At 60.3% G+C, this 15091-nt stretch carries 19 protein-coding genes; 10 read left to right on the top strand and 9 right to left on the bottom strand.

Annotated features, from left to right (window positions below):
* Positions 1–51: 51 nt before the first annotated feature.
* From L901_RS11470 to L901_RS11460, 3 genes are all read left to right on the top strand, one after another.
* Positions 52–864 (top strand): glycosyltransferase family 25 protein, encoded by an 813-nt coding sequence (locus L901_RS11470; protein ID WP_003522355.1) that lies wholly within the window; start codon positions 52–54, stop codon positions 862–864.
* A gap of 271 nt (positions 865–1135) precedes the next feature.
* The gene (locus tag L901_RS11465) at positions 1136–1618 is read left to right on the top strand and encodes a DMT family transporter (RefSeq protein ID WP_059756695.1); all 483 of its coding nucleotides are present in this window, start codon (positions 1136–1138) and stop codon (positions 1616–1618) included.
* A complete protein-coding gene (locus L901_RS11460; RefSeq protein WP_059756693.1) occupies positions 1615–2040 on the top strand; it encodes a DMT family transporter in 426 nt (141 codons plus the stop codon). Before L901_RS11465 ends, L901_RS11460 begins: the two co-directional genes overlap by 4 nt.
* A gap of 53 nt (positions 2041–2093) precedes the next feature.
* Here L901_RS11460 and L901_RS11455 read toward each other — a convergent pair whose 3' ends face one another.
* Positions 2094–3380, bottom strand: a complete 1287-nt coding sequence (locus tag L901_RS11455) for a DUF2778 domain-containing protein (RefSeq protein WP_059756690.1) — start codon at positions 3378–3380, stop codon at positions 2094–2096.
* Positions 3381–3837: 457 nt separating this feature from the next.
* Between L901_RS11455 and pncA the strand changes: the two genes are divergently transcribed.
* The gene (gene pncA, locus L901_RS11450; protein WP_059756687.1) at positions 3838–4464 is read left to right on the top strand and encodes a bifunctional nicotinamidase/pyrazinamidase; all 627 of its coding nucleotides are present in this window, start codon (positions 3838–3840) and stop codon (positions 4462–4464) included.
* Between the two features lie 183 nt (positions 4465–4647).
* Here pncA and L901_RS11445 read toward each other — a convergent pair whose 3' ends face one another.
* Positions 4648–4884, bottom strand: a complete 237-nt coding sequence (locus L901_RS11445; protein ID WP_003522348.1) for a DUF2164 domain-containing protein — start codon at positions 4882–4884, stop codon at positions 4648–4650.
* Positions 4885–5067: 183 nt separating this feature from the next.
* Here L901_RS11445 and L901_RS11440 point away from each other — a divergent pair, with 183 nt between their 5' ends.
* Together L901_RS11440 and L901_RS11435 are read left to right on the top strand one after the other, a co-directional pair.
* Complete coding sequence (locus L901_RS11440; protein ID WP_059756684.1) at positions 5068–5787, top strand: AzlC family ABC transporter permease; 720 nt, start codon at positions 5068–5070, stop codon at positions 5785–5787.
* Entirely contained in the window at positions 5784–6098 is a 315-nt protein-coding gene (locus L901_RS11435; RefSeq protein ID WP_020812065.1) for an AzlD family protein, read from the top strand. The genes L901_RS11440 and L901_RS11435 overlap by 4 nt, the downstream gene beginning before the upstream one ends.
* On the opposite strand, the gene L901_RS11430 is transcribed toward L901_RS11435, so the two are convergent.
* Entirely contained in the window at positions 6095–7936 is a 1842-nt protein-coding gene (locus L901_RS11430; RefSeq protein WP_059756681.1) for an aminopeptidase P family protein, read from the bottom strand. The two genes, L901_RS11435 and L901_RS11430, sit on opposite strands and share 4 nt — an antisense overlap.
* A gap of 293 nt (positions 7937–8229) precedes the next feature.
* On the opposite strand from L901_RS11430, the gene L901_RS27390 reads away from it, so the two are divergent.
* Complete coding sequence (locus tag L901_RS27390; RefSeq protein ID WP_003522343.1) at positions 8230–8403, top strand: hypothetical protein; 174 nt, start codon at positions 8230–8232, stop codon at positions 8401–8403.
* Positions 8404–8549: 146 nt separating this feature from the next.
* Here L901_RS27390 and L901_RS11420 read toward each other — a convergent pair whose 3' ends face one another.
* The 3 genes from L901_RS11420 to L901_RS11410 all read right to left on the bottom strand — a co-directional run bounded on the left by L901_RS11420 (position 8550) and on the right by L901_RS11410 (position 10560).
* A complete protein-coding gene (locus L901_RS11420) occupies positions 8550–9428 on the bottom strand; it encodes a 50S ribosomal protein L11 methyltransferase (RefSeq protein ID WP_031234255.1) in 879 nt (292 codons plus the stop codon).
* Between the two features lie 94 nt (positions 9429–9522).
* Positions 9523–10122, bottom strand: coding sequence for a cytochrome oxidase assembly protein Sco (gene sco, locus L901_RS11415; protein ID WP_003522341.1), 600 nt, complete (start codon positions 10120–10122; stop codon positions 9523–9525).
* A 141-nt stretch (positions 10123–10263) separates the two neighbouring features.
* Positions 10264–10560 (bottom strand): hypothetical protein, encoded by a 297-nt coding sequence (locus L901_RS11410; protein WP_245289642.1) that lies wholly within the window; start codon positions 10558–10560, stop codon positions 10264–10266.
* A gap of 87 nt (positions 10561–10647) precedes the next feature.
* On the opposite strand from L901_RS11410, the gene L901_RS11405 reads away from it, so the two are divergent.
* The gene (locus L901_RS11405) at positions 10648–11115 is read left to right on the top strand and encodes a chemotaxis protein CheW (protein WP_003522339.1); all 468 of its coding nucleotides are present in this window, start codon (positions 10648–10650) and stop codon (positions 11113–11115) included.
* 34 nt (positions 11116–11149) lie between these two features.
* Here L901_RS11405 and L901_RS11400 read toward each other — a convergent pair whose 3' ends face one another.
* From L901_RS11400 to gcvA, 3 genes are read right to left on the bottom strand one after another with little or no spacing between them, the layout of a single operon-like run.
* Positions 11150–11641 (bottom strand): CreA family protein, encoded by a 492-nt coding sequence (locus tag L901_RS11400; protein ID WP_020810267.1) that lies wholly within the window; start codon positions 11639–11641, stop codon positions 11150–11152.
* A 46-nt stretch (positions 11642–11687) separates the two neighbouring features.
* Complete coding sequence (locus tag L901_RS11395) at positions 11688–12296, bottom strand: 3'-5' exonuclease (protein ID WP_059756679.1); 609 nt, start codon at positions 12294–12296, stop codon at positions 11688–11690.
* Positions 12297–12339: 43 nt separating this feature from the next.
* Entirely contained in the window at positions 12340–13242 is a 903-nt protein-coding gene (gene gcvA, locus L901_RS11390; RefSeq protein ID WP_059756677.1) for a transcriptional regulator GcvA, read from the bottom strand.
* Positions 13243–13439: 197 nt separating this feature from the next.
* Between gcvA and L901_RS11385 the strand changes: the two genes are divergently transcribed.
* Together L901_RS11385 and L901_RS11380 are read left to right on the top strand one after the other, a co-directional pair.
* Positions 13440–14369: a DMT family transporter gene (locus tag L901_RS11385; RefSeq protein WP_059756676.1), complete on the top strand. Its 930-nt coding sequence runs from the start codon at positions 13440–13442 to the stop codon at positions 14367–14369.
* Between the two features lie 182 nt (positions 14370–14551).
* Positions 14552–15085 carry a GNAT family N-acetyltransferase gene (locus tag L901_RS11380; RefSeq protein ID WP_059756674.1) on the top strand — a complete coding sequence of 178 codons (534 nt, stop codon included), beginning with the start codon at positions 14552–14554 and terminating at the stop codon, positions 15083–15085.
* Positions 15086–15091 lie beyond the last annotated feature (6 nt).

Genomic DNA, 15091 nt, shown 5'->3' with positions numbered 1-15091 from the left:
CCGTTGCAATAAAGGAGTTGCAATGGGGAAGTGGAACTGGCGAGGACAGCTTTGCATATATTACCGAAAAGCCAGCGCAGGCTCGCCGTTTTCCTGATCAATATGGACAGCGCCACCAAACGCCTCGCGGATATGACCGCGCGCCTCGACGCCATGGGGCTCAAGGCGGAGCGTGTCCCCGGCGTCAATGGCAGGGAACTGAATTACCCCATCCCGGAATTCAGCGAGATTTCCTATATGCTCATGCATGGCCGCCGTACCTCGCCGCCGGAAATCGGCTGCTATCTCAGCCATGTCGCCTGCGCCAATAAATTCATGGCGGGCGATGCCGATATCGCGCTCATCCTTGAGGATGACGTGGTCTTCGACGATGATTTTCTCAACGCCATCGACGAGGCGGTGCTGAATGGCGGCGACTGGGATTTGCTGCGGCTCACGACCGTCAGCAATGGCCGGAAATTCCCGTTCCGCCCGCTTTCCAACGGTCGTTCGCTCGCCATTGCCATCACGCGGGAAAAAGGGTCGGGAGCCTATCTCGTCAACCGTCGCGCCGGAAAATGGATATCGAAGCTGATCCCCATGCGGCTCGCTTATGACATCGCATTCGATCTCGAATATCTCGCGGGGCTGAAGGCGGCCTTCCTCTACCCGCTCTGCGCCACGCAGGATGCGGACGGAGAAAGCCAGATCCAGAACAATCTGCGCATCTACCGCCTGCCGCGCTGGCGTTATTTCACCGTTCTGCCCTATCGCGCCTATCTGGAAACCAGCCGGTTCCTGCTGCGCGGCATTCGCTTCGCCGTCGCCAAAGTGTGCGTTGCGATGGAGCGCGGCAAGGGTAAGACCGCCCAGGCCGGTCACTGATCGATCCGTCTTACACTTCGCCGGGCGTGAAGCCGACGAGATAGACCGCCGCGACCACGGCTGCGAGAATGAAAATAGAAATGACGAAAATCGTCATCCGGTTCAATGGTTTGCGCGTCGTTTTCTTCATGGTGGAATAATGCGTGGCCGCATCGCTTGTTCCGCAACGCACAGGATAATGTCGTCTAAAACCGTGAGCCGGCGCAATTCGATTCCGCTTCAGGCACATATGGGCTAAAGCTCGTCTCCATCTTCAGCTTTCCGGCCCGCCATGACAGACACGACGCATCCACGCCTCAACCCGCTGCATCTTGCCGCCGCCTTCGCCAGCGGCTGCCTTTTGACATTGATGGTGCATTTCAACGGTCAGCTTGCCCATTACGGCAATGCGCTGTTTTCCTCCTGGACGGCGCATGGCACCGGCACGGTGGCAGCGCTGATCTATCTCGCCATCATGCGTCCGAAGAAAGACGCCGGCGCGGCAGAAAAACCGAAAGCGCCGCTCTGGGCCTATTGCGGCGGGGTCGTGGGTGCGGCCATCGTCATCCTCACCTCCACCGCCGTCAATTCGCCGCTGGCGCTTTCCGGCACCATTGCGCTCGGGCTTGGCGGACAGGTGATCTTCAGCCTCCTGGCGGATCTTTTCGGCCTCTTCGGCCTGCCCAAAAGAAAGCCGGACCTGCGGGACATGGCGGCGGTGGCGCTGATCCTGTGCGGCAGCGCACTCATCATCCTTGTCGGGAGAACGGCATGATTGTCTGGATCGCCATGGCCTTTACCGGCGGCGTCTTCGTGGCGCTGAGCCGCCAGATCAACGGCCGCCTCAGCCTCTCCAACTCGCCGCTCATCGCATCGTTCTGGAACCATATCGTCGGTTTTGCCGTGCTGACGGTCATCGGCCTCATCGTCGGCGGCCTCATTCCGCCGGGCGCGACCGAAGCGCCCTGGCTTGCCTTTATCGGCGGGCCGATCGGCGTCGTCTTCATCGCTTCGGGAAGCTGGCTCATTCCGCGCATCGGTGCGGTCAATACCGCCCTTCTGGTCATCAGCGGCCAGATGGTCTCAGGCGTGGTTCTCGATCTTTTCGGTGATCATCCGCCGAAACTCTGGGCGAGTGCACTCGGCATCCTGCTCATCTTCGCCGGCATGGTGCTGACACAGCGGCGCGGTCGCTAGAGCATTTCCAGTAATAGTGCGCAGCGGTTTTACGTCGGGAAAATGCTTAAAGCTCAGGAATCGCTGCCGCGCGAAAACATGCCGAGCAGGGTCTTGCCGCCGCTTTTACCGCCGCTGCTCGCAAGTGTCGGCCGGTTGCCGTTCAACTTCGGCACCACCACCATGCGCTTGACTTCGCCGCGCTTGAAGGCAGCAAGGAAGCGCGGGTAATCCCGGAACACCACGCAGCCATTCGATTCGCCGCGTTTCGCCAGCATGTAGGTATGCGCCAGAAGACCGTCTCGACCGTGCGGGTTGACGCCGTTTTCCGGCGTCAGGCGAATGGCCTCGACGCCATGGAACCGCGCCTCGCGCATCGTCAGACGATAGCTGGAAGGCGGCGTCGAACCGCGCATTCTCACATGCACGTAATCGGGATTGTCGCGCATCTTGCCGATGCCGGAATGCGCTTCGAGCTTCTCGCCATTCGGCATGTGCACCACGCCGGAGGAAATATCGTAGATCGCCGTGCCATTGCCGCGATCCGGCCACGGAACCGCATCCATCTTGCTCGGCTCACGCATCGGATTGTCAGGCTTTGCAAAGGCGAGCATGGCGCCGGTGCTCTGCTTCGGCGGCGCAGGCGCCCGCAAGGGAACCGGCGCATCGAAAGCCGGCGCCGAAGCGACGGCTGGAACATGTTCCTCGGTCTTGGACGATGTCGCGGGACGCGGTGACGGCTCAACCGTCTGAGCCGTTGCAACCTCGGGGCGGAAGCTCGGCAGCGGCACATCATCGGGCAGCAGGCTGCTTGCCTCTTCCTCGATCTGCGGCCGCGCCAGCGCCACTTCAAATGCCGGGTGCTGCGGAACGGCGCTCTGATAGGCAACCTCGGAGGTGCGACCCAGCGCCGAATCGACGATCGCCGACGGCTTGAGCGCGGCAAGCTGCTTCACCGTCGCCTGTCCCTTGGCATTGGCAGCCGCGCCGAAGCGCTCGCTGAATTCCTTCGCACCGATCTCGGGCATGATGCCGGCGAGCCGAACCGCCTTCTGCTGGCCATGGCTATGGTCGCTCAGGCGGGAAAACTTGCGCACGTGAATATCCCGCGCGGCCGCGTGGGCAATTGCCGTCTCCGTGGAAGCGAATCGCGTCACCAGCGTCTTTTCAAACTGCCCGACACCATGCGAAGCGGCGGCCATGCTGTGCAGCGAGGCAAAGGCGGCGAAGGCGAAAAGGCCGGCAAAGGCGCCGCCGCCGAGAAGGGCGGACATTCGGCCGAACGCAAAGGATTTGCCTCTCTTGACGGAAGACGAACCGGCAAGACCGGCACCATTATAGGCCGCAGCAGAAAACGCCATGATACTCGTTACTCGAACCGTTCACGCACACCCGGCCGACGCCGGAGGGATTTTGGGACATCCGAAGGGCGGGCAAACACCACGCCGGTTTCGGAACTGACTGGTTCGAAGCATGACGAATTATGGTAACCAAAGTGTTTACGAGTCCCTGCAAAAATAATTCGTTAAGGTCTGCGCATTGTAAGGCGAAGGCAAAACAATGACTTGCGCCGAGACTGCGTGCATCCGCACTGCATTGTCCCGGGAAATACCCCCCAAAGGGTCGTCATCGGCCTAAAAAAATTCCGCCGCCGCATTGTCAGGTAAATTCCGACTTGGCCGGAAATTTGCTGCAATTGCGGCAGGACTGCGACAGGGCAAGCCCCTGCCCGAAACACCCGTGCCTGCCGGAGAGGTCGAAAGGGGCTTGATCCGTTAAAGCCGGCTTGGCATCCTGCCCTAAAAAGGGAGGCACATCATGAAGGCGCTGCTGCTCATCGATATCCAGAACGGTTTTTGCCCTGGCGGCAATCTGGCCGTTGCCGATGGCGACAGGGTCGTGCCCATCGCCAATGCCCTGATCGACAATGGCGGCTACGATCTCATCGTCGCCTCGCAGGACTGGCACCCTGAAAATCACGGCAGCTTCGCCTCCCAGCATCCCGGCAAGAAGCCCTTCGACATGGGCGAACTCTCCGGCAAACCGCAGATGATGTGGCCGGACCATTGCGTGCAGGGCACGCCGGATGCGGAATTCCATCCCGATCTCAAGACGGACGCCTTCGATTATATTCAGCAGAAGGGCGAAAACGCCGCCGTCGACAGTTATTCCGCCTTTCGCGACAATGATCAGGGCGCGACGACGGGACTGGCCGACTATCTGAGCCGTCAGGGTGTCACGCAACTCGACGTCTGCGGCCTTGCCACCGATTATTGCGTCAGTTTCTCGGTGCTCGATGCCCTCGATATGCTGCCCGGTGTGAATATCCGTTTCATCGAAGATGCCAGCCGCGGCATCGACCCGCAGGGCATCAAGGCCGCGATTGCGACGATGCGGGAAAAAGGCGCGGCCATTCTCAAAAGCCGCGACATTTTGCGGGACTAAGGCCCGTCGGGTTTAAAAACGAACGCTACCGGACAGGGCCGATTCCCACTCCCCCTCATTCCTGTGCTCGTCACAGGAATCCAGCCGACGCGCGTCTGCGCGGCGAGAAGACTCTTTCCAGCCCAAGGACTTGGGCTGGCTGGATCCCTGTGACGAGCACAGGGATGAGGAAGGAGAGCGCCATTAGCGCGGCTTCGGCTTCTCCAGCACGTCGATATCGCCTGCTGCATCCTCAAGGCGTCTCAGGATCGCGGCATGCGCATCCCTGAGCCCCTCATTATAAAAAACATGCCCCAGCTCCTCGGCCAGAAAATCCACGAAGATTTCCGCCTGCAGATGGCCGATCTCGGCTTCGGTCTCCCGGGCAAGATAGTCCCGGATACGTGCGGCCAGGGCGGCCTTTTCCTGCTTTTCCAGCATCGATCTTCCAACGTTTGACTGTTGAGGGGTACGGGAGGACGGTGGTGAAACCGTCCGTCCGGCACCGGCCATATGGGGCGTTACCGTAACGGAAGCTTCAAGGGAATCAATCGATCCATTCATGCAATTCGTTTGCCAGCCGGGCGGGACGGCGATAGAGCGGCGGGCAAGGAGTTTCCAGAAATGTTCAATGCAGATTTTCGCGAGGGATTGAAGAGCGGTTTCCCGATCGCCCTCTCCGCCGCCCCCTTCGGTGCGCTGTTCGGCGCGGTCGCAGTCGATAACGGGCTCAGCGTCACCGAGGCCACGATCATGAGCGGCACCGTCTATGCGGGCGCGAGCCAGCTCGTGGGTATCGAATTGTTCGGCCAGAAGGTTGCCCCCTGGCTGATCGTTCTATCCGTTTTCGCCGTCAATTTCCGCCATATCCTCTATTCGGCCGCCATTGCCCGGATGATCTCGAACTGGTCTTTCCTGCAAAAGGCCGCGGGCTTCTTCGTACTGGTCGATCCGCAATTCGCCGAATCGGTCAGGAAATACGAAAATACCGGCACGGTCGGCTTTTCCTGGTACATGGGCTTTGCAGCGCCGGTCTACGTGCTGTGGCTAGCCATGACCATTCTCGGCGCATCGCTCGGCAATATGGTCGGCGATCCCAAAGCCATCGGTCTCGATGTGCTGCTGCCGATCTATTTCATGGGTATGGTCTTGAGCTTCCGCCAGCGGGAGAATTTCTACCCTGTCATGCTGGCAAGCGCGGTGGGTGCAACGGTTGCCTATCACATCGTCGGCTCGCCGTGGCATGTGAGCCTCGGCGCCGTCGCCGGAATTCTCGTCGCGGTCCTCTATCCACCGAAACCGAATGGCACGGCGAATTCTGAAAGCGGGATGGAAACGCCATGAGCGACATGCTGCACACCGATACGCTGATCCTGATCGCGCTCGCCGCCATCGCCACCTATCTGACCCGCATCGGCGGTTATGTGCTGATGACGCGGATGAAATCCATCCCGCCGCGCATGGAGGCGGGACTGAACGCCGTTCCCGTGGCGGTTTTGACCACGCTCGTCGCACCCGCCTTTTTCGAAGGCGGATACGAGGTGAAGATCGGCATGGTGGCAGCGCTTCTGGTCTGCCTGCGCTTTCCCGGCCTGACGATGCTGGCCATCGGCTGGGCCATCGTCATCGCCATCAGGCATTTCGGGCTGCTCTAAGCGACCCGCTCCAATGGCTTCGTCGCGGCAACGAGCCACGCCTTAACCTCCCCGTCGGTGATCAAGGGAGAAAGCTTCTCCAGAACCCCGGCGTGATAGGCGTTCAGCCAGCCCAGTTCTTCATCGGTCAGGAGAGCGGCAACGACCAGCCTGCGGTCGATGGGGCACCAGGTCAGCGTCTCGAAGGAGAACATCGGCTGGTCGCCGCCGGCCACCTCCTCCGCCTCGCATACATAGATGAGGTTCTCGATGCGGATGCCGAAAGCGCCGGGCCGGTAATAACCCGGCTCGTTGGACAGGATCATGCCGGGCAGAAGCTCCTGCGTCGAAAGCCGCGAAATGCGTTGCGGGCCCTCATGCACCGAAAGATAGGAGCCGACGCCGTGGCCGGTGCCATGGGCGTAATCCGCTCCAGCCTTCCAGAGCGCGATGCGCGCCAGCGGATCGAGATCGCAACCGCGCGTTCCCTTCGGAAACCGCGCGGTGCTGATGCCGATCATGCCCTTTAGCACCAGTGTGAAGAAACGCTTCTGTTCTTCCGGCACCGTGCCGATTGCAACGGTACGGGTGATATCCGTGGTACCGTTGACATATTGCGCGCCGGAATCGACGAGGAACATCTCGCCGTCCGCAAGTGTGCGGTCGGTATCGGTGGTGACGCGGTAATGGATGATGGCGGCATGTTCGCCGGCGCCTGAAATCGTATCGAAAGACACGTCCTTGAGCGGGTTTTGCAGCCCCTGCCCCACCTTGACCCGAGCGGCCTCCAGCGCCTTGACGGCGGCGATTTCGGTGACGCTGCCCGGTTGCTGGCGGTCCAGCCAGCAGAGATATTCGACCATGGCCGCGCCATCCTGCACATGGGCGGCTGCCGAGCCGGCCAGCTCCGCCTTGTTCTTGCGCGCGCGCGGCAGGCGAACGGGATCGGCCTCCTCGATCAGGGAGCCGCCCGCCGCCGTGATTGCGCCGGTCAGCGCCACCGGGGTCAGATCGGCATCCACCATGACGCGGCCCTTGGCGCTGGCAATGGCATGCAGACGGTCAGCGATCTTCGACGGCGGCAATTGTGTCGCGAGCTGCGCCAGATAGGCCTCGGTCTCGATGCCGGTCTTGCGCTTGTCGAGAAAAATATCCGCCCTGCCATCGGCATAGATAATGGCGCGGGCGAGCGGATGCGGCGTATGCGGCACGTCATTGCCGCGAACATTGAAAATCCAGGCGATGGAGGATGGATCGGTAACCAGCAGGGCATCCGCGCCCTTTGCCGAGACCGTCTCCGCCAGCGAGGCGATCTTTTCCTTCGCCAGCCTGCCGGTAAAGGCCTCGGGCTGGATGACGACGGGCTCCAGCGGCTCGGAGGGACGGTCCTGCCACAGGGCATCGAGCGGGTTCTTTTCCAGGAGAACGACCGAACCGCCCTTGCCGGCAAGCACCTTTTCCAGCCGCTTCAACTCCGCGCCGGTGTGCAGCCACGGATCGATGCCGAGCCGGAAACCCTGTGGAGCATGTTCGGCCAGCCAGACGGAGGGCGGCGCGCCAACCAGATCGCCGCCGCTGAAGACCGATTGGTCGACCTGCGACTTGAGCTGCGTCGTATACCGGCCATCGACAAAAACCACCGCCTCCGTGCGCGTCACCAGCGCAATGCCGGCGGAACCGGTAAAGCCGGTCAGCCAGGACAGGCGCTCGGCGCACTCCGGCACATATTCCCCCTGATATTCATCGGCACGCGGCACCAGAAAACCGTCGATACCAAGGGCATCGAAACCGGCGCGCAGCGCCTCGATGCGGGCCTTGCCAAATTGCGGCGCGGATTTGTTTTCGAAGGTCTGGAACATAGGCGTCTTTCGGGAACTGTCATGAGAAAAGCTGCAAGGTTGCGCCGTCAAATCATTGGCGCGCAACGACAATGCCACGCGGACAAAGCCGGTTTCAAGCCATATATGACAGACCGGATTGCGGCGATAAATTGTGCAGCTTTTGCGAAATAAGTAATACTCAAGGCAAAGTGACATGCGATAAATGCATATCTACCCTGAGATATCCCCTCTAACTAAACAAAAACACATCGCTTATCTTCAGATCAACACAGCGAGAGAGACACTCTCCTGGCAAACAAGGATTTGAAGCAATGGCAAAATCTTTCCTCCGTACCGCCTTCGATCGCGTCGTTGAAGCACGCGAGCGTCAGGTCAGCCGCCATGTCAACGCCGCCCTTCTGAACCTCGACGACAAGTCGCTGGAAGCGCTCGGCATGAACCGCGCCGATCTGCGTCGCAAGGCAAAGTCCAGCTACGTATTCTGATCACGTCCGGCGCGGCGATCCTCCCTCCACCGCGCCGAACAGGAATACGTCGACCCGCTTGAGCAAGCTCCTCCCATGCTCGCGGGTTTCCAGGCGGCGCGAAAGCGCCGCCTTTTCTTTTGCCCGAAAGGGATGTTGCCGCTGGTTCAGTCCCTGCGCAGATGCAGCGTGACCCAGCCATTGCGCCAGATGGTGCGGACATGGGAAAGCCGGGCGCCATTATAGGCGGAAAGCACCTTCCAGCGCTGCGACGCCAGAATGCCAGACAGGATGACGGTGCCGCCGGGCGCCAGATGCGTGACGAGCTGCGGCGCCATCTTGATGAGCGGCCGTGCCAGAATATTGGCGATGATGAGATCGAACGGGCCGTGCTTGCGGAAGGCATCCGAGTGAAAGCCCGGCGCGGTCTCCAGCGCCATCCCGGAGACGATGCCGTTCAGCCGTACATTCTCCTTCGCCACCTTGACGGCGATCGGGTCGATATCCGTCGCCAGCACGGGAATGGGACGCATCTTGCGCACCGCAATCGCCAGAACGCCGCTACCGGTGCCGAGATCGAGCGCATTGCGCACGGTCCGCGCCCGCAGAACCTCCTCGATCATCTCAAGGCAGCCGGCCGTCGTGCCGTGATGGCCGGTGCCGAAAGCCTGTCCCGCCTCGATTTCGATTGCCAGATCGTTCGCCCGTACCTTGTCGCGATCATGGGCGCCATGCACGATGAAGCGCCCTGCCCTGACCGGCTTCAGCCCCTCGAGCGACTTGGCGATCCAGTCGACATCCGGAACGGTCTCCTTCTCGATGACGAGACCGGGAAAGGCGGGAGCAAGCAGGGCGCTGACACGCTCGCGGAACTCTTCCTCCTGCTCGGCCATCAGATAGACGGAGGCTTCCCAGATGTCGCGCTTCTCATCCACCTCGGTGGTAGCAATCGCAACGTCCTCCTCGCCGAAATAGTCCGACATGAGATCGAGGATTTCACCGGCCTGGATTTCGGTCGTGGTGACGTAAAGTCGGATTTCGCTCACGGCGGGCTGCTTTCTCTGGATGAGGTTATTGTTCTTGCCTTTGCCACAAAACCTCGGCCAGTCCAATAAGCCCGGCGCAATTATGCCGCCTCTATCAGCCCTTCAGAAGATTCTGAAGCTTCTGCTCGGCAACTTCTGGGTTTTCGCCATAAGCGATGGTGCCGGAAAAACGGCCATTGGCATCAAGCAGGATGACGGACGCCGTGTGATCCATGGTGTAGTCGCCATTCGGATCCTTCTCGTCCACCGGCACCTTCTTGGCATAGATACGGTAGCCCTTCAGCGTTTCGGCGATCTTGTCGGCCGGTCCGGTGATGCCGGTGATGCGCTTCGAGACGTTGGAGACATATTGCTGCATGATCTCAGGCGTATCGCGCTCGGGATCGACGGAGACGAAATAGGCCTGCAGCTTGTCGCCGGCTGGGTCCACCTTCTCCATCCAGCCGTTCAGCTCGAAAAGGGTTGTCGGGCAGACTTCCGGGCAATGGGTGAAACCGAAGAACAGCGCTGTCGGCTTGCCCTGAAAGGCCTTTTCGGTGATCGGCTGGCCGTTTTGCGCCGTGAGTTGGAAGGGCACGCCATAGGCCGTCTCCACCATTTCATTACGCGTCTTCGTCATTTCGATCGTCAACCAGCTGACAACGCCGGCGAGAACGAGCACGACGGCCCACAATACGATGCGAATATTTCTCATTGTCCAATCCTACCCCGAAAGCCGGCGGCATATCGCAGGCCCTGGCAGACAGATAACGAAAGGCGACGGGGACGGCAAATCAACTGGGCGTATTTGCGGGAACCGCGCTGATTTGTCACAAATCCGCAGCCGGAAAACGCGTCACAGGCACCAGGCGATGCCGCTCTGTACCGTAGACAGGAAAATATCCGTGCCGTGCCGCACCCAGCCGTCAAAGGCAAGAAGCACGATGGCAAGCGAGGCCACAGCGGCAAGACTAGCCAGAATAAACTTCAGCGGATGGGAAACGAGCGCGTTCATATGCCCATCATAACCTGTTTGCGTGAGCGCGAAAACCGCCAAAATACTGGGTTTTGCCGGCGCGGCAGCAGCAGTTGTTAGGGAAAGTTTAAAATCTTGCTGTGCATTATGACCATAGCGGTTTTTAAGCCTCGACATGATGTCTCCCGGTCCATTCTCCGGCCACCGCATAAAGCTCAATCCTGCGCGGGCCTGTTAGAGAGCCATCAGAGGAAACCTGCCGTCATGTCCAACGCCATCAAGCAATCCGGCGCATATCTCGAAATCGTTTCCTTCCATCTGGGCGATCAGGAATTCTGCATCGACATCATGGCGATCCGCGAAATCCGCGGCTGGGCGCCGGTTACCCCGATGCCGCACACCCCGCCTTACGTTCTCGGCCTCATCAACCTGCGCGGCGCCGTCATTCCCGTCATCGACATGGCCGGCCGCCTCGGCATGAAGATGACCGAACCGTCCGAACGCTCCGCCATCATCGTCACCGATATCGGCGGCAAGCTGGTCGGCCTTCTGGTGGAACAGGTCTCCGACATGATGACCATCCGCTCCGAAGACCTGCAGCCCGCACCCGATATCATTCCGGAAGAACAGCGCAGCTTCTGCCGCGGCATCGTGGCGCTGGAAAAGAGCATGGTCTGCTTCCTCAACCTCGACACCGTGATTGCGGACGAGCTGGCACGCGAAGCAGCCTGATCAGGCATCTATACGCAATTGCGAGGGGCGAGCCTTACGGCTTGCCCTTTTGCCATGTGACCTGCTGGTTATAGAGCGGCACCGTGGAAATCGCCATCTTTGCCGAACCGTCGGTCAGTTCCCGCGCATGCACCAGATAGATCAGCGTATCGTTCGCCCTGTCATAGACGCGGCTGACGACGAGCTTCTTCCAGACCAGCGACATGCCCTGCCGGAACACCTCTTCCCCGCCCTTCGACAGATCGATGTCGCCGATCTCCACCGGTCCCGTCTGGCTGCAGGAAATGGCATTGTTGGAAGGGTCTTCGAACCAGTTGCCGTTCTTCAGGCGGTCGATGACACCGCGCTCGAAATAGGTCACATGGCAGGTCACGCCCTTGATCTTCGGATCGGCGATCGCCTCGATGACGATGTCGTTGCCGATCCAGTCGACGCCGACCTCGCCCACCACCTGCGAATGCGCCGCTGTCACCGGAAGCAATGCCAGAAAGCCCGCAAACAAACCCGACAGAGTTTTCATCGTCATCGCATCTTCTCCGTTACGCTGCTTCAAACATAAGTGCGCGGAACGGTTACGCAACCCGGGAGACGGCGCGTTTTTTCATGCTGCAGGGCTGGTAACCGGTGGAGGTGAGACGCCCCGCGACCATGCCGATCTTTTCCGGCAGCTCACGGATATCGGCGACGCGCAAGGCCTTGGCCGCCGCAATCGAAGCGGCCGCGCAGACGACGGCGTCTTCGGCGGCATTGTGGTGCACGAAACGCAGCTGGAGATGATGGGCGATGACATTCAGCTTGTGCGAGGCCAGATTGGGCCAGACATGCCGGGCGATCTTGACGCTGCACAGATAGGAAAGATCGGGATAGGACTGCCGGTATTTATCGAAAGACGCCCGCATGACACTGAAATCGAAGGCGGCATTATGGGCGATCATGGTGGCGCCGTGGAAGTCGTCGATGAACTCCTCCATCACCTCCGGAAATTCAGGCGCATCTTCGACATCGGCCGGGCGGATGCCATGCACAGCGATGTTGAAGGGCGAAAACCGCATGTCCTTCGGCCGGATCAGCCGTTCCTCGACGCGAACGATCTCGCCGCCCTCTATCCACGCAAGCCCGACGGAGCAGGCGCTGCCCCGTTCCTCATTGGCGGTCTCGAAATCGATGGCGATGGTTTTCAAGAGTGATTCCCGTTGTTTCATTCCGGCATAGACCGGATTGACGTCAAAGAGAACCGGCCTCGGCAGAACCCGCTTCCGAAAGCATCCAGTCGATGAGCGTCACCAGATCGGGATTGTCCAGCATACGCCGCGGATAGACGAGGAAATAGGCGAGCGTGCTGGCCATGTCCTTCCCAAATGGCGCTATCAATGCGCCTTCCGCAAGTTCGCGGGAAACCAGCGAACGCCGGGTCAGCGCAATGCCGTGCCCGGCCTTGGCCGCATCCAGCGCACCGTTGCTGTCGATGAAGACGGTGCCGCCGGAGGCATCCACGTCCGATGCTCCCGCCGCCTCCAGCCAGCGCCGCCATTCATTGCGGTTTTCATCGTGCAGAAGCGGAATGGATTTGAGGTCCCCCGCCTCCTGGAGCGGCCGATATTTTTCCAGAAGCTGCGGCGAGCAGACCGGCAGGGTGCCGTCATCGATGAAGCGGATGCTCTCCAGCCCTTCATACCGACCGAACCCGTGCCGTACCGCCAGATCGACGTCGTCCCTCGAAAAATCCACCAATCGGTTCGTCACGCTGATGCGGACATCCACCTGCGGGTGTTGCTGCTGGAAGGCAGGCAATCGCGGCATCAGCCATTGAACGGCGAAAGTCGGCGTGCAGCTCAGCGTCAGAACCGTAATCTCGGAGCGCGCCGTCAGTTCCGCCGTCGCCTCCCGCATCATCCGGAAGGCGGTGCGAAGCGCGCCGTAATAACGCTCCCCTTCGCGCGTCAGCTGGATGCTGCGCGGTTTGCGGAAAAACAATTGCACGCCAAGCCGCGCCTCCAGCTCCCGGATTTGCAGGCTGACGGCACCGGGCGTGACATTCAACTCATTGGAAGCAAGCGTGACACTGCGATACCGTGCCGCGGCCTCGAAGGCCTGCAACCCTTTCAAAGAAGGAAGTTCGGCTGCCATGGTTTAGCTCATCTCAATTATCGAACGAGAAACAATCGTTTGAAAACATCATAAAACAGGGAGTAAATAGACGCAACAAGACCTGAAACGCAGTAAAAACACCCATCCCCAGTTTGAGCTAAACTCAACCGATATCGGGTGGATGGCGGCGAGCCCGCCTGCGATCATGTCGATACTCATGCTTTTGGGAGATGACGATGGCGATACAGAAACAGATGGATGCCGGTGAATGGGCGATGCTTGTCGCGCTTTCGCTTCTCTGGGGCGGATCGTTCTTTTTCATCGGTGTCGCCGTCAAGGAACTGCCGCCCGTCACCATCGTCACGCTGCGCGTCAGCCTGGCGGCAATCGCGCTTCTGATCGTCTGCCGCATCCTGGGCCTTCGCCTGCCGCGTGAATGGGCGGTGTGGCGCGCCTTTTTCGGCATGGGCCTGCTCAACAACATCATCCCCTTCTGCCTGATCGTCTGGGGCCAGACCCATATTGCCAGCGGACTAGCCTCGATCCTCAATGCCACCACGCCCCTCTTCACCGTCATCGTCGCCCATTTTCTGACCGCCGACGAGAAGATGACCGGCAACAAGCTCACCGGCGTTCTGATCGGCTTTGCCGGCGTGGCGACCATGATCGGCCCGGCCGCCTTCACCGGCTCATCCGGCCTCTGGGGCCAGATCGCCATTCTCGGCGCGGCCATCTCCTATTCTTTCGCGGGCATATTCGGCCGCCGTTTCAAGGCCATGGGCGTGCCGCCGCTGATGACCGCCACCGGCCAGATCTCCTCTTCGACATTGATGCTCATCCCGGCCGCCCTTCTTATCGATAAGCCATGGACGCTCGCCATGCCGGGCCTCGGCACCTGGGGCGCACTTGTCGGCATCGCCCTCTTGTCGACAGCGCTCGCCTATCTCATCTTCTTCCGCATCCTCGCCAGCGCCGGCGCCACCAACCTTGCCCTCGTCACCTTCCTCATTCCCGTCAGCGCCATCCTGCTCGGTTCGCTGCTTCTCGGCGAGCAGCTGGAGATGAAACACTTCGCCGGCATGGCAATGATCGCCGCCGGTCTTGCGGCGATCGACGGCAGGCTGCCGGCAAAACTAAGAAGCCTGCTGCGCAACGCACCCGCTTGACAGGGTCATGCGGCAAAAGCATTCTGCGCGCATGATCGCAACGAAACAGAACATCACCCGTCGCCATACCATCACCGGCCACCCGGCAGGCAGAGGTATGTCGTCGCGTTAAGCGATCCACTTCCACCCTGCCACTAGAGCAGGGTTCGCAAACCTGCTCCCATACGCCCAAGGAGACAGGCATGCAGAACATGAAATTTGCCGATAGTGAAGATTCGCAATTCAGCTTGAACGAAGTCGTCCTGCGTGCGGCGCGTCTGGACGATGCCGAAGCCCTGACCGAAATGTTCAACCTGCCCGGCGTCCGTCACGGCACGCTCCGACAGCCGTTTCAGTCCGTTGAAAAAACGCGAAAATCGATGGAAAACCGCGGCCCGAACGATATCGCCATCGTTGGCGAATGGCGTGGAAAGATCGTTGCCAATGCAGGACTGTTTCGCAGGGCGGGAAGACAGTCCCACATCGCCGATCTGGTGATCAGTGTTCACGACGATTTTGCGGGCAAGGGCGTCGGATCATATATCCTCGCGGCGTTGATCGACACGGCCGACAATTGGCACGATATACGCCGCATCGAGCTGAACGTCTTCACCGACAATCTCCCGGCAATCCGGCTTTACGAGAAATTCGGTTTCGAGCGTGAGGGCACCCTGCGCAACGACGCCTATCGTGACGGAAAATACGTCGATGCCCACGTGATGGCGCGTCTTCGATAGTTCCGG

The sequence above is a fragment of the Agrobacterium sp. D14 genome, assembly GCF_001526505.1.
In the GTDB taxonomy this organism is placed as follows: Bacteria; Pseudomonadota; Alphaproteobacteria; order Rhizobiales; family Rhizobiaceae; genus Agrobacterium; species Agrobacterium leguminum.
Note: the sequence above shows the minus strand (reverse complement) of the source record. Positions and strands in the feature narration are given on the sequence as shown.

Bases quoted from the DNA above. Each gene is read 5' to 3' on its own strand.
- L901_RS11465 (WP_059756695.1), top strand. From the start codon at position 1,136: ATGACAGACACGACGCATCCACGCCTCAACCCGCTGCATCTTGCCGCC.
- L901_RS11460 (WP_059756693.1), top strand. From the start codon at position 1,615: ATGATTGTCTGGATCGCCATGGCCTTTACCGGCGGCGTCTTCGTGGCG.
- L901_RS11455 (WP_059756690.1), bottom strand. From the start codon at position 3,380: ATGGCGTTTTCTGCTGCGGCCTATAATGGTGCCGGTCTTGCCGGTTCG.
- pncA (WP_059756687.1), top strand. From the start codon at position 3,838: ATGAAGGCGCTGCTGCTCATCGATATCCAGAACGGTTTTTGCCCTGGC.
- L901_RS11445 (WP_003522348.1), bottom strand. From the start codon at position 4,884: ATGCTGGAAAAGCAGGAAAAGGCCGCCCTGGCCGCACGTATCCGGGAC.
- L901_RS11440 (WP_059756684.1), top strand. From the start codon at position 5,068: ATGTTCAATGCAGATTTTCGCGAGGGATTGAAGAGCGGTTTCCCGATC.
- L901_RS11435 (WP_020812065.1), top strand. From the start codon at position 5,784: ATGAGCGACATGCTGCACACCGATACGCTGATCCTGATCGCGCTCGCC.
- L901_RS11430 (WP_059756681.1), bottom strand. From the start codon at position 7,936: ATGTTCCAGACCTTCGAAAACAAATCCGCGCCGCAATTTGGCAAGGCC.
- L901_RS27390 (WP_003522343.1), top strand. From the start codon at position 8,230: ATGGCAAAATCTTTCCTCCGTACCGCCTTCGATCGCGTCGTTGAAGCA.
- sco (WP_003522341.1), bottom strand. From the start codon at position 10,122: ATGAGAAATATTCGCATCGTATTGTGGGCCGTCGTGCTCGTTCTCGCC.
- L901_RS11410 (WP_245289642.1), bottom strand. From the start codon at position 10,560: ATGTCGAGGCTTAAAAACCGCTATGGTCATAATGCACAGCAAGATTTT.
- L901_RS11405 (WP_003522339.1), top strand. From the start codon at position 10,648: ATGTCCAACGCCATCAAGCAATCCGGCGCATATCTCGAAATCGTTTCC.
- L901_RS11400 (WP_020810267.1), bottom strand. From the start codon at position 11,641: ATGACGATGAAAACTCTGTCGGGTTTGTTTGCGGGCTTTCTGGCATTG.
- gcvA (WP_059756677.1), bottom strand. From the start codon at position 13,242: ATGGCAGCCGAACTTCCTTCTTTGAAAGGGTTGCAGGCCTTCGAGGCC.
- L901_RS11385 (WP_059756676.1), top strand. From the start codon at position 13,440: ATGGCGATACAGAAACAGATGGATGCCGGTGAATGGGCGATGCTTGTC.
- L901_RS11380 (WP_059756674.1), top strand. From the start codon at position 14,552: ATGCAGAACATGAAATTTGCCGATAGTGAAGATTCGCAATTCAGCTTG.